At 72.4% G+C, this 18,737-nt stretch carries 20 protein-coding genes; 10 read left to right on the top strand and 10 right to left on the bottom strand.

All coding sequences use genetic code 11. The features are described from left to right. Positions 1 to 6 precede the first annotated feature (6 nt). Complete coding sequence (locus tag AB0M39_RS16205) at positions 7 to 900, bottom strand: SDR family NAD(P)-dependent oxidoreductase (RefSeq protein ID WP_365364611.1); 894 nt, start codon at positions 898 to 900, stop codon at positions 7 to 9. Beyond that, positions 900 to 1,697 carry an acetoacetate decarboxylase family protein gene (locus tag AB0M39_RS16200; RefSeq protein ID WP_365364609.1) on the bottom strand — a complete coding sequence of 266 codons (798 nt, stop codon included), beginning with the start codon at positions 1,695 to 1,697 and terminating at the stop codon, positions 900 to 902. Before AB0M39_RS16200 ends, AB0M39_RS16205 begins: the two co-directional genes overlap by 1 nt. A gap of 102 nt (positions 1,698 to 1,799) precedes the next feature. On the opposite strand from AB0M39_RS16200, the gene AB0M39_RS16195 reads away from it, so the two are divergent. From AB0M39_RS16195 to AB0M39_RS16165, 7 genes are all read left to right on the top strand, one after another. Further along, entirely contained in the window at positions 1,800 to 2,444 is a 645-nt protein-coding gene (locus tag AB0M39_RS16195) for a TetR family transcriptional regulator (RefSeq protein WP_365364607.1), read from the top strand. Between the two features lie 160 nt (positions 2,445 to 2,604). Continuing rightward, a complete protein-coding gene (locus AB0M39_RS16190) occupies positions 2,605 to 5,268 on the top strand; it encodes an MXAN_6230/SCO0854 family RING domain-containing protein (protein WP_365364605.1) in 2,664 nt (887 codons plus the stop codon). 35 nt (positions 5,269 to 5,303) lie between these two features. Continuing rightward, positions 5,304 to 6,458 (top strand): DEDDh family exonuclease, encoded by a 1,155-nt coding sequence (locus AB0M39_RS16185; protein ID WP_365364603.1) that lies wholly within the window; start codon positions 5,304 to 5,306, stop codon positions 6,456 to 6,458. A gap of 64 nt (positions 6,459 to 6,522) precedes the next feature. Continuing rightward, positions 6,523 to 6,756 (top strand): hypothetical protein, encoded by a 234-nt coding sequence (locus AB0M39_RS16180; protein WP_365364601.1) that lies wholly within the window; start codon positions 6,523 to 6,525, stop codon positions 6,754 to 6,756. Between the two features lie 100 nt (positions 6,757 to 6,856). Then, complete coding sequence (locus AB0M39_RS16175) at positions 6,857 to 7,645, top strand: SURF1 family protein (RefSeq protein WP_365364599.1); 789 nt, start codon at positions 6,857 to 6,859, stop codon at positions 7,643 to 7,645. 85 nt (positions 7,646 to 7,730) lie between these two features. Then, positions 7,731 to 9,518, top strand: coding sequence for a glycoside hydrolase family 15 protein (locus tag AB0M39_RS16170; protein ID WP_365364597.1), 1,788 nt, complete (start codon positions 7,731 to 7,733; stop codon positions 9,516 to 9,518). 4 nt (positions 9,519 to 9,522) lie between these two features. Then, positions 9,523 to 10,278, top strand: a complete 756-nt coding sequence (locus tag AB0M39_RS16165) for an SDR family oxidoreductase (protein WP_365364595.1) — start codon at positions 9,523 to 9,525, stop codon at positions 10,276 to 10,278. 136 nt (positions 10,279 to 10,414) lie between these two features. Here AB0M39_RS16165 and amaP read toward each other — a convergent pair whose 3' ends face one another. The 5 genes from amaP to AB0M39_RS16140 all read right to left on the bottom strand — a co-directional run bounded on the left by amaP (position 10,415) and on the right by AB0M39_RS16140 (position 12,807). After that, entirely contained in the window at positions 10,415 to 10,993 is a 579-nt protein-coding gene (gene amaP / locus AB0M39_RS16160) for an alkaline shock response membrane anchor protein AmaP (protein WP_365364593.1), read from the bottom strand. Between the two features lie 5 nt (positions 10,994 to 10,998). After that, the gene (locus AB0M39_RS16155) at positions 10,999 to 11,625 is read right to left on the bottom strand and encodes a DUF6286 domain-containing protein (RefSeq protein WP_365364591.1); all 627 of its coding nucleotides are present in this window, start codon (positions 11,623 to 11,625) and stop codon (positions 10,999 to 11,001) included. After that, a complete protein-coding gene (locus AB0M39_RS16150; RefSeq protein ID WP_365364589.1) occupies positions 11,622 to 11,993 on the bottom strand; it encodes a hypothetical protein in 372 nt (123 codons plus the stop codon). The genes AB0M39_RS16155 and AB0M39_RS16150 overlap by 4 nt, the downstream gene beginning before the upstream one ends. Positions 11,994 to 11,999: 6 nt before the next feature. Continuing rightward, the gene (locus tag AB0M39_RS16145; protein ID WP_365364587.1) at positions 12,000 to 12,191 is read right to left on the bottom strand and encodes a hypothetical protein; all 192 of its coding nucleotides are present in this window, start codon (positions 12,189 to 12,191) and stop codon (positions 12,000 to 12,002) included. A gap of 124 nt (positions 12,192 to 12,315) precedes the next feature. Beyond that, entirely contained in the window at positions 12,316 to 12,807 is a 492-nt protein-coding gene (locus tag AB0M39_RS16140; protein WP_365364585.1) for an Asp23/Gls24 family envelope stress response protein, read from the bottom strand. 91 nt (positions 12,808 to 12,898) lie between these two features. Here AB0M39_RS16140 and AB0M39_RS16135 point away from each other — a divergent pair, with 91 nt between their 5' ends. Then, positions 12,899 to 13,573, top strand: a complete 675-nt coding sequence (locus AB0M39_RS16135; protein WP_365364583.1) for a hypothetical protein — start codon at positions 12,899 to 12,901, stop codon at positions 13,571 to 13,573. A 145-nt stretch (positions 13,574 to 13,718) separates the two neighbouring features. Here AB0M39_RS16135 and AB0M39_RS16130 read toward each other — a convergent pair whose 3' ends face one another. The 3 genes from AB0M39_RS16130 to AB0M39_RS16120 form a co-directional block, all read right to left on the bottom strand. After that, on the bottom strand, positions 13,719 to 14,510 hold the full coding sequence (locus tag AB0M39_RS16130) for an enoyl-CoA hydratase/isomerase family protein (protein ID WP_365364581.1): 792 nt from the start codon (positions 14,508 to 14,510) through the stop codon (positions 13,719 to 13,721). Between the two features lie 158 nt (positions 14,511 to 14,668). Further along, positions 14,669 to 14,890: a helix-turn-helix domain-containing protein gene (locus tag AB0M39_RS16125; RefSeq protein WP_006123601.1), complete on the bottom strand. Its 222-nt coding sequence runs from the start codon at positions 14,888 to 14,890 to the stop codon at positions 14,669 to 14,671. Positions 14,891 to 15,246: 356 nt separating this feature from the next. Then, positions 15,247 to 16,845, bottom strand: a complete 1,599-nt coding sequence (locus tag AB0M39_RS16120) for an ABC-F family ATP-binding cassette domain-containing protein (RefSeq protein ID WP_365364579.1) — start codon at positions 16,843 to 16,845, stop codon at positions 15,247 to 15,249. A 390-nt stretch (positions 16,846 to 17,235) separates the two neighbouring features. Here AB0M39_RS16120 and AB0M39_RS16115 point away from each other — a divergent pair, with 390 nt between their 5' ends. Both AB0M39_RS16115 and AB0M39_RS16110 read left to right on the top strand, forming a co-directional pair. Continuing rightward, positions 17,236 to 18,126 (top strand): neutral zinc metallopeptidase, encoded by an 891-nt coding sequence (locus tag AB0M39_RS16115; RefSeq protein ID WP_365364577.1) that lies wholly within the window; start codon positions 17,236 to 17,238, stop codon positions 18,124 to 18,126. Between the two features lie 118 nt (positions 18,127 to 18,244). After that, positions 18,245 to 18,643, top strand: a complete 399-nt coding sequence (locus AB0M39_RS16110) for a VOC family protein (RefSeq protein WP_365364575.1) — start codon at positions 18,245 to 18,247, stop codon at positions 18,641 to 18,643. Positions 18,644 to 18,737: the final 94 nt, after the last annotated feature.

Genomic DNA, 18,737 nt, shown 5'->3' with positions numbered 1-18,737 from the left:
CCCACCTCACCCTTGCTCGTCGAGAATGAAGCTTTCCAGGTACGACGGGTCGGCCCGGTCGAGCATCGACTGCGACCTGGCCCTGATCTGCTCGTCGCTGCGCTCGCTCGCCGGGAGCATCCAGAACCGGTCGGCGCGGATCCCGTCCACGACGTGCTCGGCGACCTCCTCGACCGGTGTGAAGACCACCTCGCGCCCGGCGTCGCGCATCGCCGTCTCCCACTGGCCGAGGCTGCGGTACGGGGTCTTGCGCGGCCGCTCCTTCGCATAGCGCGAGGGGCGGTTGCGGTGCGACTCCCACAGCCCGGTGCGCAGCATGTGCGGCCCGGGGAAGAGGACCGAGGCGCCCACGCGCGCGTGCTCCGCTTTGAGATGCGCGTACAGCGACTCGGTCATCGTCACGACGGCCGCCTTGGTGACCGCGTACACGGAGGCGGTCGGCAGCGGGGCGATGCCGCCGTCGCCGGACGAGGTGTTGACGACATGGCCCGGCTCGCCGCCCGCGATCATGCGCGGGACGAAGGCCTGGATCCCGTGGAAGACGCCCCACACGTTGACCGCGAAGGCCCACTTCCAGTCGTTGGGCTCGTGCTCCCACATCCGGCCCTCGGCGCCGGAGCCGACGCCCGCGTTGTTGCACAGCACGTGCACGGCGCCGAACCGCTCGTACGCGGCGTCCGCCAGGGCCTGCACGGAGTCCCGTTCGCCGACGTCGACGGTGCGCGCGAGGACGGCGGCGCCCTGTTCGCGCAGCCCGGCCGCCGCCTTCTCCAGGGCACCCTCCTCGACGTCGGCGAGGACGACCCTCAGCCCCTCCTGGGCGAAACGCCGCGCCATGGCGAGTCCGATGCCGCTCGCGGCGCCGGTGACGACGGCCGTCTGCCCCTGCCGCAGCTCCATCAGACGCTCCCCTCCGGCGGACCGTTGAGGATCTGCCGCGGATCGTCGTAGCGCTGGTGGATGTAGGGGAGGAGGGCCTGCGCGCTCACCCGCTCCACGACCCGGCCCTTCTGGTCCGTGGTCTTCTCGCCGACGGTGATCTCGACGAGGCGGCGTACGGGGAGGTCGGCGACCGGGTCGTACATCGACTCGCGCAGCACCACGTCGCCGGTGACCTTCTCCAGTCTGCGGACCTTCTCCTTGCGCACGCAGTGGACGAGGACGGGGTCGGCGTCGAAGCCCTGGCCGTCCACGGCGGGCAGGAACTTGAAGTAGAAGTCGGTCTTCTCGGCGGGCTCGGGCAGCGGCAGCGGTCCGGCGACCGCTCCGCGCACCTCCACGAAGGCGATGCCGTGCCGCGCGAGGAACGCCTTCACCACCAGGCCGTCCCGCTCGACGCTCACCTCGCCGAGCTTCTTGGGCTCGCCGAAGACCTCGCGGCCGCCGGTCAGGGCGCGTTCATGGGTCATCGGCATCACGAGCGGATACCAGCCGGCGACCCCGTCGTGGACCGCCGAGACCGCGACCGAGCCAGCGCCCAGGGGATAGCCGGCCAGGTCGACCCTGCTGATGCCGGCCCGCACCAGCGGCCGCTCGCCGGGCCCCAGCGGCGGCGGGAGCACGGCCGCCACCGCGTCCGGGTCGCTCTCCCACACGGCGACCACGCCCGTGGACCAGATGTCGGGGAGCTGGGAGCCGGAGGCGCCCGCCGCCGTGATCTCGGCCTCGGTGCGTGCGCCGTACCGTACGCGTGCCATGTCGTACCACCTTTCGCCGGTCGTACCCGTCTGGCCTGTAACACAGTTACACCGCCGCCGATGAAGGGTAAAGAGCCGTGCACGCAGAAGAAATGGGGCCCGATGCCACGCACCGCCCTGACCCGCGAAGAGGTCCTTCGCGCCGCCGCGGACCTCGTCAGGCAGCACGGCCCGGACGCCCTCACCATGCGCAAGCTCGCCGCCGAGCTCGGCACCGCGGTCACCTCGATCTACTGGCATGTGGGCAACCGCGAGTCGCTGCTGGACGCGCTGGTGGAGCGCACGGTCCAGGAGATGGGCGCCATCGCGCCCCGCGGCCGCACTCCCGTCGACCGCGTCGTCTCCGTCGCCCGCGCGCTCCGCCGCGAGCTGCGGGCCCGCCCCCATCTCATCGCGCTGGTCCACGAACGCGGCCTCACCGACCGGATGTTCCTCCCCGCCCAGCAGGCCCTGGTCCACGAGGTGCACGCGGCGGGCCTGCGCGGCGCGCGGGCGGCGCAGGCGGTGCGCGCCGTCCAGTTCCAGGTCGTCGGCTTCCTGCTGGTCGAGCGCAACCGCGAGCGCGCCCCCGTGCAGTCGCCGGGCGTGGGCGACCTGTGGTCCCCCACGACGGCCGAGCACGACCCGGCGCTGGCGCGGGCGCTGGCCCGGCCCCCCGACCCCGAGAAGCTGTTCACGGCATCGGTGCGAGCCCTGGCGAGCGCTCTGCTCGGCTCCGGTGAGCCACGCGAGGAGAACGGGAATTAATCGATGGCGGCGCCGCACCGCCCCTGCCTAGGATCAGCGGCAGCGGGGGCGGCTCCGCCGCGCGCTTCCTTCTCATCCTCCGACGGCCGTAGCGTGCCCCCTCTCCGCCCCCGCCTCGCTGTTCACTCGCGGAGAGGCCACATTGCCCACACTTCAGTCCGTGCTGCTCCGACGCACCCAGACTGTCCATCTCGACCACCTCCCGGCGCCCGTCAAGGACCCGCGCACCGCACCCCGCCTGGCGGTGCTGGAAGGCGAGTTCCTCGACCGCGGCTACGCGTTGACCGCGCCGCTGCACGCCGCCTTCGCCGCCCTGGACCACATCGACCTCGCCCGCGAGGGCAGGCAGGTGCTCGCCCAGATCGACGACCTCCTCGGCTCCAACAGGACCCACACCCCGCTCTTCCAGCGCTTCCCGCTCACCGTCCCGGCCGACGCCTGCCGGCTCTTCGTGGACCGGATGTTCGCGCTGCTCCTCCAGCTCCCGGAGCAGCCCTGCGTGCTGTGCGGCGAGGTCGGCAGCGTCCATCCGGTGTCCCCCTGCGCGCACCTGGTGTGCCGCGGCTGCTGGGACGGCTCGGACTACTCGGGCTGCCCGATCTGCCACCGCAGGATCGACCGCGACGACCCGTTCCTGCGGCCCGTCCCGCCCGCCCGGGCCCCTCGCGGGAACAGCGCCCCCGCCCGCACGCTGCGGCTGCTCTCCCTCGGCGCCGATCCGGCCGCCGAAGCGGCGGCCGCGGCAGCCCTGCTGATGGCGCGCCAGACGCCGCTCTCCCCACAGGACCAGGGCGACCTGTCCGTACTGCTCTCCGTCGCGCCGGCCGGCCTCGGCTGGCTGCCGGACGACATTCCCGTGCGGGAGACCAAGGCGCTCGTCCTCGGGAGCCTGCTCCGCGACCCGCGCACCGCGGCCGCCGTGCGCCCGCTGCTGCGCGAGCGGCTCACCACCGCCACCGATGTCCTGCGGCTGCTCGCCGTGCACTCCGGCGGCGCCCCGGCCCTCCTGAAGCCGCCGCGCTTTCGCAGCCTCTCGCGCTCGCTGCGCCGCGAACTCCTCGCCGTGCTCGACGGGCTGCACCTGGCCTCGCTCATCGAGGACCTCCGCCGGCACCCGAGCGTCTGGAAGCGCGCCGCCGAGAGCCTCCATCCGTACGAGCAGTACGCCCGGCATCCCAAGACCGCGATCGCCTTCGCCGTGCTCCGCGAGACCGACACCGCGGCCTTCCCCGAGCTGCTGGACCTCGCCGCCAGGCACCCGAGGTGGGTGCGGGCCGAGGGCGGCCGGCTGCGGGCCGTCACCTGGAACAGCGGGGTCGAGGTCGCCCTCGCCGGGCGCGATCTGCCCACTGCCCTGCGGCTGCTGGGGCAGCGCCCCGGCGAGCTGCTGCGCCGCCTCGACCATGTGCTGCGGCTGCGCACCGAGGAGCAGGGCGAGGAGAGCGTCCCCGAGCCGCTCGCCGAGGCCCTCGCGCACGCCCTGCCCAGGGCGGGGGTGGGCCCGCTGCTGTCCGCGCTCGGCTCGCTGCGCGTGCGCTGCCGTCCGGGCGGGCGGCGGGTGTTCTTCCCGCGCGGGGAGGTCACCCGCGCCTTCGCGACGGACGAGGTCCGGGCGCCGCTGCCGCGCGCGCTGACCGGGCGGGTGTGCGCGCTTCTGGAGGCGGAGGCGCTCAGGCGGCTCGGCGACCGCGAGCCGTACGACCACGCGGTGATCGACTCGGGGCTCGCGGACCTCGTCGTCCCGTTCGCCGAGCACGCCTCGGCGAAGACGCTGGTCGCCGTGCCGAGGGGCAGCACCCAGCCGCTGCCCGAGGGCGACGTCCTGCGGCTGTTCCTGCACTGGACGCAGCCGGCCGACCGCCGGGTCGACCTCGATCTGTCGGTCGCGCTGTTCGACGCGGAGTGGCGGTTCACCGGGCTCTGCGACTACACCAGCCTGGTTCACGCCGAGCGGGCCGCCGTCCACTCCGGCGACCTGACCTCGGCGCCGGCGCCCCACGGCGCGACCGAGTACGTCGATCTGGACCTGCCCGCCCTCGCGGCGAGCGGCTCGGTGTACGCGATGCCGATCGTGTTCAGCTTCAACAACGTGGCCTTCGACGAGCTCCTCGACGCCTTCGCGGGCTTCATGGAGCTGCACGCCGACGGCCCGCGCGACTCCTCGTACGATCCGCGCACGGTCCGCCAGCGCTTCGACCTCGCGGGCGAGTCACTCGTCTGTGTGCCGATGCTGGTCGACCTGCGCACCCGCGAGGCGCTCTGGACGGACCTCCATCTGCCGCCCGCCGGGGGCTTCCAGAGCATCCGCTCGCACACCGGCGACCTCGGCAGGATCGCCCGCGACCTGTCCGCGTACTTCCGCTCCGGCAGCCGTACGACCCTGTGGGACCTCGCCGTCTGGCACGCGTGCGCGCGCACGCGCGAGGTCACCGTGGTGCGGCGGGACGGCGAGCTGTGGACCTACCACCGGCGGCCCGACGAGGACCCGCTCTCCTTCGCGGCCCGGCTGACCGCTCCCAACGCCCCGGATCTGAAGGCCGCTTCGGCTGGGCTCGACGGGCTCACCGCGGGCAGGCGGGTGCTGCTCGCGCAGGTGCACGGCTCGGCTGCGGGCGCGGGGGCGACCGGGACGAGCTACCGGCTCTTCCCCGGACCGGTCGACGGGCAGCCCGGGTTCGAGCGGGTCACCGCGGGCGACCTCGTCGCGGAACTCGGCCCAGAACTCAGCCCGGAACTCAGCCCGGAGAAAGACCGGGAGAGGGACCGGGAGACGGACCCCGCGCCGGAGGCGGTCCCGGCGCCGAGCCCGGACCTGGGCGAGTAGGGGACTGTCAGTCCCGGCCCGTATTCTCTGTGACCATGCTCGACGATCATTCGACAGCAGCGACAGCGTGGCCGGCCGCGTACCCCGAGGGGTACGCGGTCGTCGACGTGGAGACCACCGGACTCGCCCGCGACGACCGGATAGTCTCCGCTGCCGTGTACCGCCTCGACGCCCGGGGCGAGGTCGAGGACCACTGGTACACCCTGGTCAATCCGGAGCGGGATCCGGGCCCTGTCTGGATCCACGGTCTGACGACCGATGTGCTGGAAGGCGCGCCGCTGTTCGGCGAGATCGCCGGCGAGCTGTCCGAGCGGCTCGACGGCCGGGTGCTCGTCGCGCACAACGCCATCTTCGACTGGTCGATGATCGCCAGGGAGTACGCACGCGCGGACCGGACCGCGCCCACCCGGCAGCGGCTGTGCACGATCGCGCTCTCCAAGGAGCTGCGGCTGCCGCTGCCCAACCACAAGCTGGAGTCGCTCGCCGCGCACTTCGGCGTCGTGCAGCAGCGCGCGCACCACGCGCTGGACGACGCGCGGGTGCTGGCGGAGGCGTTTCGGCCGAGTCTGCGGGCGGCGGCCCGCGGCGGGGTGCGGCTGCCGCTGCTGGAGTGCCGTCCTCTGACGGAGTGGTCGAACTCGCCGGCGACCCCGCGAATCGGCTACCAGCCTTCGTACGGCCAGAGTTCGCAGGGGTCGGGCCCGTACGGCCAGAGCAGCTGGCGTCCCTCGCGCAAGCGGCCGGCGTGCCCCTACCCCAATCCGGGCCGGTACGAGGTGGGCGGGCAGCTGGTGCAGGGGATGCGGGTGGCGTTCTCCGGGGACACCTCGGTCGACCGCGAGCTGCTGGAGGACCGGTCGATCGAGGCGGGGCTGCATGTGGCGAGCAGCGTCTCGCGGCTGACGAGCCTGCTGGTGACGAACGACCCGGAGTCGGCGACGTCGAAGATCGTCAAGGCGCAGTCGTACGGCACGCCGGTCGTGGACGAGGCGGCGTTCACCCAGCTGCTGCGGGACGTGGCTCCGGCGCCGTCGGGGCCGGGCTCGCGTTCGGGTGCGGCCTCGGCGTCAGGCGCGGCGTCGTCCCCGGGCAGAGGCTCGGCCCCCGGCTCGTCCTCGGGCAGGGGCTCGTCGGGCACAGGCACGGGCACGGGTTCGTCGTCGGCGGTCCCGGCACCCTCTTCGGAGTGAACCCGGCGCGACTCGCCCACCGCTCGCTCGCACCGGCGCCGCCCTCGGTCTCACCCTGTGGCGCATGGCACGTTGCGAGGTTTGCGGAAACGACTACGGCATGTCCTTCGAGGTGCACGCGCAGGGCGCGGTGCACGTCTTCGACTGCTTCTCCTGCGCCATCCACCGCATGGCGCCCATCTGTGAGCACTGCCGGGTCCAGATCATCGGCCAGGGCGTCGAGGTCGAGGGCCACTGGTTCTGCGGAGCGCACTGCGCCCGCGCGGAGGGGAGGACGGGCATCGTCGACAAGGTGTGACCGGGCCGCGGCCCCGCGCTCGGTCCGGCCGTCCGCAGCGGCCGGCCGGCTCCCGGACCCCACTCCCCGCACCCCATGACCCGAGTTGTACGGTCATGGGGTGTACCGCTTCCTGTTGTCCCGGCAGTGGGTGATCCTCACCCTCATCGCCCTCGTTCTCATCCCCACGATGATCGAGCTGGGCTTCTGGCAGTTCCACCGCCACGAGCACCGGGTCACACAGAACTCCCTGATCGCAAGGAATCTGGAGGCGAAGCCCCGCCCGGTGACCGAGCTCACCTCGCCCGGGCACACCGTCCCCCGCGCCGACTACTGGCGCAAGGTCACCGCCACCGGCACGTTCGACACGGCGCACGAGGTCGTCGTACGCCGCCGCACCTCCGCCGACGACCGGGTCGGCTTCCATGTGCTGACCCCGCTGGTCCTGGCCGACGGCCGGGCGGTGCTCGTCAACCGCGGCTGGATCCCGACGGACGCCGACCAGAAGGCGTTCCCCTCCGTTCCGCCCGCCCCCAAGGGCACGGTGACCGTCGTCGGCCGGCTCAAGGCCGACGAGACGACGAAGGCCAGCGGCATCAAGGACCTGGCCGGTCTGCCGCCCCGGCAGATCATGCTGATCAGCAGCGAGCAGCAGGCGAAGGCGCTGGGCCGGACGGTGCTCGGCGGCTATGTGGAGCAGACCGCTCCTGAGCCGGGGGGCGACAGCCCCGAGCAGATCCCGGACCCCGACCACGACTCGATCGGCGCGCACATGGCGTACGCCGTCCAGTGGTGGCTGTTCACCGCGGCCGTGCCGGTCGGCTGGGTGGTCCTCGTACGCCGTGAGAAGCGTGATCGCGAGGCCGCGGCAGCTCAGCAGGCCGCGGAGCCGGCGCCCGCGCCCGCGTGACAGCGGGCGGGAGGCCGCGGCGGCGGGTCCGCGGCGCTGAACCGTTACTGCTTAACAGCGGCCCATGGCGGGAACACGCCACTGCGTGACACAACGTATCGAGGACTACGCCCTCATCGGCGATCTCCAGACCGCCGCGCTGGTCGGCAGGAACGGCTCAGTGGACTGGCTGTGCCTGCCCCGCTTCGACTCCGCGGCCTGCTTCGCGGCACTGATCGGCGACGAGGACAACGGCCACTGGCGGATCGCCCCCAAGGGCGCGGGCGCCTGCACCAGCCGCAGGTACATCGGCGAGTCGCTGGTCCTCGAGTCGGTCTGGGAGACCCGGACGGGCACGGTGAAGATCATCGACTTCATGCCGCAGCGCGACACGGCCCCCGACCTCGTACGGATCGTCGAAGGGGTCAGCGGCGCCGTCGAGATGGCCTCCGTGCTGCGGATCCGCTTCGACTACGGCTCCGTCGTGCCGTGGGTGCGGCGCGCGGACGGCCACCGGGTGGCGGTCGCGGGACCCGACTCGGTGTGGCTGCGCAGCGAGCCCGAGGTCAAGACCTGGGGCCAGCAGCTGAGCACCGTGTCGTCGTTCACGGTCTCCGAGGGCGAGAAGGCGGCGTTCGTGCTGACCTGGCATCCCTCGCACGAGCCGCGGCCGGAGCAGCTCGATCCGTTCGAGGCGCTGGAGCACTCGCTGGAGGACTGGTCCGAGTGGTCCGCGCGCTGTGTGAGCGCGGGCCCCTACCGCGAGGCCGTGGTCCGCTCCCTGATCACGCTCAAGGCGCTGACCTACGGCCCGACCGGAGGGATCGTCGCAGCCCCGACGACGTCGCTGCCGGAGGACCTCGGAGGCGTACGGAACTGGGACTACCGCTTCTGCTGGCTGCGGGACTCGACGCTCACCCTGGACGCGCTGCTGAGCGCCGGCTATCTCGACGAGGCGCGGGCGTGGCGGGACTGGCTGCTGCGCGCGGTCGCCGGCGACCCGGCCGACCTCCAGATCATGTACGGGCTGGCGGGCGAGCGCCGGCTCCCGGAGACGGAGCTGCCGTGGCTGGCCGGATACGGCCGCTCGGCGCCGGTCCGCATCGGCAACGCCGCGGTGCGCCAGCTGCAGCTCGATGTGTACGGAGAGGTCATCGACTCGCTCTGCCTGGCCCGGGAGACCGGCCTGCAGCTGGAGACGCACGCCTGGAACCTCCAGCTCAGCCTGCTCGGCTTCCTGGAGTCCAAGTGGCGCGAGCCGGACGAGGGGCTGTGGGAAGTGCGGGGTCCGCGCCGCCACTTCGTGCACTCCAAGGTGATGGCGTGGGTCGCGGCGGACCGTGCGGTGCGCACGCTGGAGCAGGATCCCTCGCTGCGCGGCGACGCGGACCGGTGGCGCAGGATGCGGGACGAGGTCCACGAGGAGGTCTGCGAGAAGGGGTACGACCCCGCGCGCAACACCTTCACCCAGTCGTACGGCTCGGTGGAGCTGGACGCGGCGGTGCTGATGATCCCGCGGGTCGGGTTCCTGCCGCCCGAGGACCCGCGGGTGGTCGGGACGGTGGACGCGGTGCGCGCGGAGCTGAGCACGGACGGGGGTCTCGTACGCCGCTACAGCACCGAGGGCACGGTGGTCGACGGGCTGCCCGGGAGCGAGGGGGCGTTCCTGGCCTGCTCGTTCTGGATGGTGGACGCGCTGCGGCTGACGGGACGGGTGAAGGAGGCGACCGAGCTGTTCGAGCGGCTGCTCGCGCTCCGCAACGACGTGGGGCTGCTGGCCGAGGAGTACGACTCGGCGGCCAAGCGTCAGCTGGGCAACTTCCCACAGGCGTTCAGCCATATCGGACTGGTCACCACGGCCCTCGCGCTCTCCCGGGCGCAGACGGCAGGATAGGGCCATGGATCTTGGACTGAAGGACCGCGTCTACGTCGTCACCGGTGGATCGCGGGGGCTGGGCAACGCGTCCGCCCGCGCGCTGGTCGAGGACGGCGCGAGAGTTGTGATCACCGGCCGCGACGAGAAGACGGTCACGGACGCGGCGGCGGAGCTGGGGCCGAACGCGGTGGGCCTGCCCGCGGACAACGCGGACCCGTCCGCCCCGGAGCGGGTCCTCGCGGCGGCGAGGGCGCACTTCGGGAGCGTGGACGGAGTGCTGATCAGCGTGGGCGGGCCGGCCCCCGGCTTCGCGGCGGACAACACGGACGAGCAGTGGACGGCGGCGTTCGAGTCGGTCTTCCTGGGCGCGGTGCGGATGGCGCGCGCGGCGGCGGCGGAGCTGGGCGAGGGCGGTGTGATCGGCTTCGTGCTCTCGGGCTCGGTCCACGAGCCGATCCCGGGCCTGACGATCTCCAACGGCCTCCGCCCCGGCCTCGCGGGCTTCGCGAAGTCGCTGTCGGACGAGCTGGGGCCGCGGGGCATCCGGGTGGTGGGCCTGCTCCCCGCCCGCATCGACACCGACCGGGTCCGCGAGCTCGACGCGCTCTCCGGCGACGCGGAGGCGGCACGCACGGCGAACGAGTCCCGTATCCCGCTGCGCCGCTACGGCGCCCCGGAGGAGTTCGGCCGCACCGCCGCGTTCCTCCTGTCGCCGGCGGCGTCCTATCTGACGGGCGTCATGCTCCCGGTGGACGGCGGCGCGCGGCACGGCTTCTGAGGACTCGGAGGTTCTGAGAGGGGGCGGAGGCTGCCTGGGGCGAGGCCCGCTGCCCAAGTCCGGGGCCGCGCGGGGCCGAGCAGGGGGGGCGACACACCCACTGCGACGGAGGCGAGCAGAGCGGACAACTCCCGCCTCACGTCACCCGTCGCGCCCCGTGCTTCCCGGACGCCAGCCGCACCTCCGCCGGCAGGACCTCCAGGCCCGCCGAGTCCCTCGCATGGGCCAGCGCCTCGTCCGTCAGCGAGGTCAGGGCCTGGCCCGGGGACGCGTACGGCTCCAGCTGAAGCGACACCCGCGCCTGAGGCGTGCTGCGGCGGCCGGTCAGGGTGATGTGCGCATGGGAGACGCCCTCCAGGGACTCGGTCTCCTTCGCCAGCACCCCCTCCAGCGACCGCGCCCGCAGCAGCGCCCCTTCGCCGTCGCCGCTGTCGACGAGCACCTCGGTCAGACGCGATCGGCGCAGTTGGGCCAGCAGCCACCACAGCGCCAGCACCACCGTCACCGCCAGGACCGCGATGACCGTCGGCCACCACCAGCCCTCGCCCCGCCACCGGGTCCGGTCCGCAGCGCTCAGCAGCACATCGCTCGGACCGTCGTACGGCCACCAGGACGGCACCGACAGGCCCGCCCCCGGCGCGAGCACCAGCGCGCCCGCGCAGACGAGCACCAGCCCGACGACGCCGATCACGACGCGGTTGACGCCCCGAAGCATCGCCCTCACCTCTTCTTCGCCGAGGGCCGCGCCACACGCACGGTCAGCGCCAGCTGCCTGGCCAGGCCCAGCTCGCCGATGCCGTGCTCCATCGCCGCGTCCAGATCGGCACGTACGTCGTCCAGTTCGCGGAAGTGGGACTGCGCGCTCACGGAGACCTTCGAGCGGCTCATCCGCACGCGTACGGACTGCACGCCGGACACCTCCATCGCCCGGTCGCGCAGCACCAGGGCCGCCGTGTTCCGGTCGAGCCCCGCCCGTACGGCCGCGGAGTCCCGGCGCATCGGCAGCAGCTTGCGCAGCCCGGGCGTGGCCGCCACCACGATCAGGACGAGGCCGAGCAGGATCGCCGCGGACGCCGCCGCCAGCACGCCCGGCTCGTCCAGCCGCCAGTGAGCGAGGTCGTCCGCCAGGACGCGGCGCCAGTGCATGGGCGGCCGGTCGGCCCGTACCGCCGCCACGTCGTACAGCAGCACTCCCGCACCGCCGACCAGCACCACCGCGACCATCACGGCCGGGGCCCTGCGCACCGACCAGAAGCGTCCCGCCTTGACGGCGTCGCCTTCTTGTTCCGTCTGAGCCGGCGCCGGATCGTACGCCGCCGCCGACGCGGACTGGTCGAGATCGCTCATCGGATCCTCCCGTGTGCCGCCCCGCGCGAGTGGACGGAGTGCAGCCGCTCGACGAGAACAGCCACCTCGGGCACCTCCATCCCCGCCAACGCCTTTACCCGCTCGGCGACCCGGCGACGCACGGCTCCGCACTGGCCGCCGATGTCGGAGGGGTAGTCGAGTTCGAGGACGATCCGTACATGGGCGGCGTCATGGTGCACGGTGACCGTCGCTCGGGGCGGGGCGCCGCCTTCCAGCGCGTCGGGGATCGCCTCCCTCGCCGCCTGCGCGGCGATCTTCGCGACGACCCGGTCGGCGATGGCCGTCGCACCGCGCTCGCCCGCGGGGATGCTTCTTCTGCCTCCGGGCGGGGGACTCCCATCGGCCACCGCGCGTCACCGCCGCCGGTCGCCGCGGTCGCGACTGCGGAAGAACTCGCTGGGCTCAAGATCGCCCTCGAGCAGGCGACCGGCCACAAAACCGACCGCGCCCAACGCGGCCACCAGCAAGAACGCGCCGAAGCCGCCGAAGTACCCGGCGAAGCCGAGCGCCATGCCGGCCACCATGCCCACCACCGCCATGCCCATGCCGAGCTCCTCCTTCGCACGTCACACGCCCTACGCCGTACGCAGGCACGCCGTACGCCGTCACGCAGTCGCGTCCATATCCGCACCATCCGCCCGCACAGCACGCGTCGCACCGCTCGGGGACCTACTGGAGCCGCGACTCCGGCTCCTCGTCCTCCTCGTCGGGCAGCTTGACGTCGCTGACCGCGATGTTGACCTCGACGACTTCGAGCCCCGTCATGCGCTCCACGGCGGACACGACGTTCTCGCGCACCGCGCGGGCCACATCGGCGATGGAGACGCCGTAGTCGACGACGATCTCGAGGTCGAGGGCCGTCTGCACCTCGCCGACCTCGGCTTTGACGCCCCTGGTGGTGCTGGACCTGCTCCCGCCCGGCACCCGGTCGCGTACCGCGCCGAGGGTGCGGGAGAAGCCGCTGCCCATCGCATGGACCCCGATGACCTCGCGGGCGGCGAGCCCCGCGATCTTCTCGACGACGCCGTCGGCGATGGTGGTACGGCCCCGGAGTCCGGGGTCGCCGCCACCGCGCCTGCTCGTCGACTTCCTGAACCCTTCGCCGGAGCCTGACGGCTCACTGCCGGGTTCGGGGCGGTTCCTTTGAGCGGTGTCGGTCATCGCCATCGTCCTTCCGGGCAGTGGTGGACTCCGTTCCCCACACTAAGTGCGCTTGCCCGATCTCGCGCCGGGGATGGGGCAGGCTGGAGCAATGACCACTGCGGATGCGGTACGGAGACGGCTCGGCCTCGGCAGACTGCTCCCGCTCGGCGGGGCCGAGGACGGGGCGTGGATGTCGGAGCGCGCGGCCGCCGCGGTGCTGTGGCGGGCGGCGACCGCCGAGGCGCCCGCCGTCGTGCCCGGACGGCTGAGGGTGGGGCTGGCGGACCCGGAGGCGGCGACCGCGCCCGCCTTCCCGCCGCCGCCGGGAGCGCTGCCCCCGGGGCCGCTGCGGATCGAGGCGGAGTTCGCGGCCCGGGCCCATGAGCCGCTGCGGCCGACGGCGTCGGCGCTGCGCGAGGCGCTGCTGAGGGCGGCGGACGAGCTGCTGGGGCTGGTGGTGGCCACGGTGGACCTGCGGGTGACGGACGTCGTGGACCACGCACCGCAGAGCCCGACGCTCGCTCCCCCACCCGAGGTAACCGCCGCTCCGGCGAAGGCTCTGGGGACCCCGACGGCGACGAGCGCGTCCCAGACGCCGGGGGTCGCCCATCTGACGGCGACCCTGGGCGCACCGGTCCATCTGGCGGACGACCACGTCCGGGTGGAGCTGGCCACGGCGGCGGGCCACCGCGCGCTGGACGTGGCCCGGGCGGTACGCGCGGCGGTGACCCCGACGCTGACGGCGCCCCGCCCGGTGACGATCCTGATCAGCGCATCACTGTGAGCCCGCGGGCCGTGCGGGGCTCAGTCCTCGCGGGCTCGAACTCCATGCGGGCTCAGTCCTGCGGGCTCGCACCTCCTCGCGGCGCGGCGCCAGCGGGCCTCGCGGGCGCCACCCGCCCATGCCGACGAGCGGGTGGCCGGGAGCATCACTCCCCCAGACCCGCCAGGTCGCGCAGGCGGCGCGCCTGTGCCGCACGCTCCGCCGTGCGCTGCTCTTCGTAGGAACGACCGGTCGCACCCCGCAGCAGCGTCTTCGTCTCGATGACCGCGTCACGCGGCGCGGCCAGCAGGGCGGCGGCCAGATCCCGCACGGCGCCGTCCAGCTCGGCGACGGGCACGGCGATATTCGCCAGGCCCGTGCGCTCTGCCTCCTCCGCGTGGACGAAGCGGCCGGTCGCACAGATCTCCAGCGCCCGTGCGTAGCCGACCAGCGAAACCAGCGGCTGTGTGCCGGTGAGGTCGGGCACGAGACCGAGGCTGGTCTCGCGCATGGCGAACTGCACATCGTCGGCCACGACCCGCAGATCGCATGCCAGCGCGAGCTGGAAGCCCGCACCGATCGCATGCCCCTGCACCGCCGCGATCGAGACGATGTCGTTGCGGCGCCACCAGGTGAACGCTTCCTGGTACTCGGCGATCACCGCGTCCAGCTCCGCGTCGGATCCGCGCGCGAGATCGAGGAATGACGGCTCGCCGTCGAAGCCCTCGGGCGTGAACGCCTGCCGGTCGAGCCCCGCGGAGAAGGACTTGCCCTCGCCGCGCAGCACCACGACCCGCACGTTGCCCGGCAACGACCGACCCGCCTGCGCCAACGCCCGCCACAGAGCGGGAGACTGGGCGTTGCGCTTGTCCGGATTGGTCAAGGTCACCGTGGCAACCGCGTCCTCGACGGTGAGCCGTACGCCGTCCTTGTCGAGCACAGAGTCGAGCGAAGTCATGGGGCGCCTCCGGTTCGGTGCAGTCGGTTCCATCTCTGCGGAGGAACGGTTCATCCCCTGCAGAGGGAGTTAAGTGACTGCACAGTAACCACCCGGTCGACCGCGCGACCGACCGGGTGGCCACCGTAGGAACCGGTTGGCCGAAGGAGCCTCGGTCGTCAGGCCGAGGCGGCCTTCTTGCCTCGTGTCGCTCCGCCGCGTCCCCGCAGCGTGACTCCGGACTCGCTGAGCATCCGGTGGACGAATCCATAGGAGCGGCCGGTCTCTTCGGCCAACGCCCGGATGCTCGCACCGGAGTCGTACTTCTTCTTCAGGTCTGCCGCGAGCTTGTCGCGCGCGGCGCCGGTAACCCGGCTGCCCTTCTTCAGAGTCTCGGCCACCCGTGCCTCCTCATGGGAAGTGCGCTCTGGACTTCTCATGATCACCCCTCAAGGCCGTCCTGGCCACCCATTCGGCAAGGTCCGTACGAAAGGCTTTGTCCGGCGGGATCCGGCCGCCACGACCGGAACCCGAAATTCCGCACACACGTATTCGCACGTCCGAGCGGGTGCGGGCGAGAAGTGCCAGGTCAGCGAGGCCCCACTGGACAGAGCCGCGACGAATGCCCAGGCGGACGGGATTCGCCGGTCGGCGCGCCGCGGTACGAGACGCACTCACGCAGATGATGGATCACGCGTAAGCCGAATGATCCATACGGAGTGGATCAGTCCCCGGACCTCGCCGAACCGGGCCGCGCTCAGGCGAGCGCCACCAGGTCGGCGTAGTCCGCGCCCCACAGGTCCTCGACGCCGTCGGGCAGCAGAATGATCCGCTCCGGCTCCAGCGCCTCGACCGCGCCCTCGTCGTGCGTCACGAGGATGACCGCGCCCTTGTAGGTGCGCAGCGCGCCCAGGATCTCCTCGCGGCTGGCCGGGTCGAGGTTGTTCGTCGGCTCGTCGAGCAGCAGGACGTTGGCGGAGGAGACGACCAGCGTGGCCAGCGCGAGACGGGTCTTCTCGCCGCCGGACAGGACGCCCGCGGGCTTGTCGACGTCGTCGCCGGAGAACAGGAACGAGCCGAGCGTCTTGCGCACCTCGACGAGGTCGAGGTCGGGCGCGGACGAGCGCATGTTCTCCAGGACCGTGCGGTCCGGGTCGAGGGTCTCGTGCTCCTGGGCGTAGTACCCCAGCTTGAGGCCGTGGCCCGGCGTGACCTGGCCGGTGTCCGGCGTCTCCACGCCGGCGAGCAGCCGCAGCAGCGTCGTCTTGCCGGCGCCGTTGAGCCCGAGGATGACGACCCGGGAGCCCTTGTCGATCGCGAGGTCCACATCGGTGAAGATCTCGAGCGAGCCGTACGACTTGGACAGACTCTCCGCGGTCAGCGGAGTCTTTCCGCAGGGCGCCGGGTCCGGGAAGCGGAGCTTGGCGACCTTGTCGGAGACGCGGACGGCCTCCAGGCCCGCGAGCAGCCGGTCGGCGCGCTTGGCCATGTTCTGCGCGGCGACCGTCTTGGTGGCCTTGGCGCGCATCTTGTCGGCCTGCGAGTTGAGGGCCGCGGCCTTCTTCTCGGCGTTCTGCCGCTCGCGCTTGCGGCGCTTCTCGTCGGCCTCGCGCTGCTGCTGGTAGAGCTTCCAGCCCATGTTGTAGACGTCGATCTGGGAGCGGTTCGCGTCCAGGTAGAAGACCTTGTTGACGACGGTCTCTACGAGGTCGACGTCATGGGAGATGACGATGAAGCCGCCGCGGTAGGTCTTCAGGTAGTCGCGCAGCCAGACGATGGAGTCGGCGTCGAGGTGGTTGGTCGGCTCGTCGAGGAGCAGGGTGTCGGCGTCGGAGAAGAGGATCCGGGCCAGCTCGACGCGGCGGCGCTGACCGCCGGAGAGGGTGTGCAGCGGCTGGCCGAGCACCCGGTCGGGCAGTCCGAGCGCGGCGGCGATGGTGGCGGCCTCGGCCTCGGCGGCGTATCCGCCCTTGGTGAGGAACTCCGTCTCCAGGCGCTCGTACTTCTTCATCGCCTTCTCGCGGGTGGCGCCCTGGCCGTTCGCCATCCGGTCCTCGTTCTCGCGCATCTTCCGCAGCACGGAGTCGAGCTCGCGGGCGGAGAGGATGCGGTCGCGGGCGAGGGTGTCGAGGTCGCCGGTGCGCGGGTCCTGCGGGAGGTAGCCGACCTCGCCGGAGCGGGCGATGGCGCCGGCGGCGGGGATGCCCTCGCCGGCGAGGCACTTGGTGAGGGTGGTCTTGCCCGCTCCGTTACGGCCGACCAAGCCGATGCGATCGCCCTTGGCGATGCGGAAGGAAGCGGACTCGATGAGGACTCGGGCGCCGGCGCGCAGCTCGATGCCGGAGGCGGTGATCACGGAAAGACTCCAGGGCGGTATGGACGGCGGAAGGACGACTCGGCGTAGACGCTTCGACGCCGTCTAATGCACAAGGAGAATTGCCATACGGCCCAGTCTAACGGGGCCGTGCAAGTGCTTTTCCGCCTGCGGCGCGTCGGCGGTGCGGCCTCGGCACGCCTGCGGCGAGCCCTCGACGAGGCCTTGACGCGGCCTTGACGGAGCGCTGACGGGGCGTTGATCCGGCCTTCTGTACGGCCTCGACGTGCCCAGGACCGCCCAGGGACCGCCCGGGATCTGGGCGGCGGACCCGGTCCTCACTCTGCCCGCACCCCAGCAGCGGCGAAAAGGAGCATAGCCGTACGAACTGATCGATACTCGGCTCATTGCCGCAGCGGAGGGTGGTGCCCGATGCAGTTCGACGACGACGCCGATCTGGACACCTCCGAGGTGCAGGATGTGCGCGGCAGCCGCGTCCCCGGCGGCAGGGCCACCATCGGCGGCGGCATCGCCGGGCTCATCGCGCTGATCCTGGGGCTGCTCTTCGGGGTGGGGCCCGAGCAGCTCGGGCTCTCCTCCGGCGACACCGCGCCGGCCGCGACCGCCTCCTCCCAGGCAGAGGTCGACCAGGCGTGCCGCAAGGGCTCGGACGCGAACACCCGGGAGGACTGCCGGATCGTCGCGGTCGTCAACAGCGTGCAGGACTTCTGGCGCGCGGAGTTCGCGCGCCGCCAGGGAGCGTACTCGGCCGCTCCCACCGTGATCTTCACGGACCGGGTGGCCACCGCGTGCGGGACGGCGACCTCGGCGGTAGGGCCGTTCTACTGCCCCGCCGACCGGAAGGTCTATCTGGACCTCGGCTTCTTCGAGGACCTGCGGACGACGTTCGGCGCGAGCGGCGGACCGTTCGCTCAGGCGTATGTGGTGGCCCATGAGTACGGCCACCATGTGCAGAACCTGATGGGCGACCTCCGACGGGCGCAGGACGGGCGGCCAGGGGCGAACAGCAACGCCGTACGAGTGGAGCTCCAGGCGGACTGCTACGCGGGGGTGTGGGCACGCCACGCGACGACCACTCTGGACGAGAAGACCGGCCGGCGGCTGCTGACCACGCTGACGGCCGAGGACATCAGGGACGGCCTCGACGCGGCGGCGGCCGTCGGCGACGACCGGATCCAGGCGAGGCTCCAGGGGCGGGTGACGCCGGAGAACTGGACGCACGGCTCGGCGGCGCAGCGCCAGCAGTGGTTCTACACCGGCTACCGCACGGGCGACATGGCCCGGTGCGACACCTTCCGCTGAAGGTCGGCGGTGGTCGCCGCCGATTGTCAGTGGTGACTGCGAGACTGAGGCGCAGATCACATTTTCACCCGTCGTGGGTGACGTCGAGCCATACATCGAGCATGAAGGAGTGATCGAGATGTCACAGTCGCCGACCATCTGTCCCACGCTGGTGTACCGGGACGCGCAGGCCGCGGTCAGACAGCTGACCGAGGCCTTCGGCTTCACCCAGCACGCGGTGTACGAGGACGAGGGCCTGATCGCCCATGCCGAGCTGACGTTCGGCAACGGCATGGTGATGTTGGGCAGCAAGGGCACGGGCAGCGAGTACGACAAGCTGACGAAGGACGCGGGCCCGACGGGCGTGTTCGTCCACGTCGACGACGTCGACGCGCACCACGACAGGGCGGTGGAGCACGGCGTGGAGATCCTGATGCCGCCGACGGACAAGGACCACGGCTCGCGGGACTACATGGCGCGCGATCTCGAGGGCAACATCTGGAGCTTCGGGACCTACCGACCAGGGGCGGACGCCTGACGTCTGGCTCCTCGCTGCTGACGCGTGGCTCCTGACGCCTGGTCCTTGACGCCTGGCTTGTGGCGCCTGACCGCTGGATGCAGGCGCTTGGCCG

Source organism: Streptomyces sp. NPDC051907 (genome assembly GCF_040681075.1).
In the GTDB taxonomy this organism is placed as follows: Bacteria; Actinomycetota; Actinomycetes; order Streptomycetales; family Streptomycetaceae; genus Streptomyces.
Note: the sequence above shows the minus strand (reverse complement) of the source record. Positions and strands in the feature narration are given on the sequence as shown.

What these genes read in the sequence shown, in the direction of transcription:
- AB0M39_RS16130 (WP_365364581.1), bottom strand. Translation starts at nt 14,510, where the DNA reads ATGACTTCGCTCGACTCTGTGCTCGACAAGGACGGCGTACGGCTCACC.
- AB0M39_RS16110 (WP_365364575.1), top strand. Translation starts at nt 18,245, where the DNA reads ATGTCACAGTCGCCGACCATCTGTCCCACGCTGGTGTACCGGGACGCG.
- AB0M39_RS16140 (WP_365364585.1), bottom strand. Translation starts at nt 12,807, where the DNA reads ATGACCGACACCGCTCAAAGGAACCGCCCCGAACCCGGCAGTGAGCCG.
- AB0M39_RS16155 (WP_365364591.1), bottom strand. Translation starts at nt 11,625, where the DNA reads ATGAGCGATCTCGACCAGTCCGCGTCGGCGGCGGCGTACGATCCGGCG.
- AB0M39_RS16205 (WP_365364611.1), bottom strand. Translation starts at nt 900, where the DNA reads ATGGAGCTGCGGCAGGGGCAGACGGCCGTCGTCACCGGCGCCGCGAGC.
- AB0M39_RS16180 (WP_365364601.1), top strand. Translation starts at nt 6,523, where the DNA reads ATGGCACGTTGCGAGGTTTGCGGAAACGACTACGGCATGTCCTTCGAG.
- AB0M39_RS16185 (WP_365364603.1), top strand. Translation starts at nt 5,304, where the DNA reads ATGCTCGACGATCATTCGACAGCAGCGACAGCGTGGCCGGCCGCGTAC.
- AB0M39_RS16165 (WP_365364595.1), top strand. Translation starts at nt 9,523, where the DNA reads ATGGATCTTGGACTGAAGGACCGCGTCTACGTCGTCACCGGTGGATCG.
- amaP (WP_365364593.1), bottom strand. Translation starts at nt 10,993, where the DNA reads ATGCTTCGGGGCGTCAACCGCGTCGTGATCGGCGTCGTCGGGCTGGTG.
- AB0M39_RS16135 (WP_365364583.1), top strand. Translation starts at nt 12,899, where the DNA reads ATGACCACTGCGGATGCGGTACGGAGACGGCTCGGCCTCGGCAGACTG.
- AB0M39_RS16115 (WP_365364577.1), top strand. Translation starts at nt 17,236, where the DNA reads ATGCAGTTCGACGACGACGCCGATCTGGACACCTCCGAGGTGCAGGAT.
- AB0M39_RS16200 (WP_365364609.1), bottom strand. Translation starts at nt 1,697, where the DNA reads ATGGCACGCGTACGGTACGGCGCACGCACCGAGGCCGAGATCACGGCG.
- AB0M39_RS16145 (WP_365364587.1), bottom strand. Translation starts at nt 12,191, where the DNA reads ATGGGCATGGCGGTGGTGGGCATGGTGGCCGGCATGGCGCTCGGCTTC.
- AB0M39_RS16195 (WP_365364607.1), top strand. Translation starts at nt 1,800, where the DNA reads ATGCCACGCACCGCCCTGACCCGCGAAGAGGTCCTTCGCGCCGCCGCG.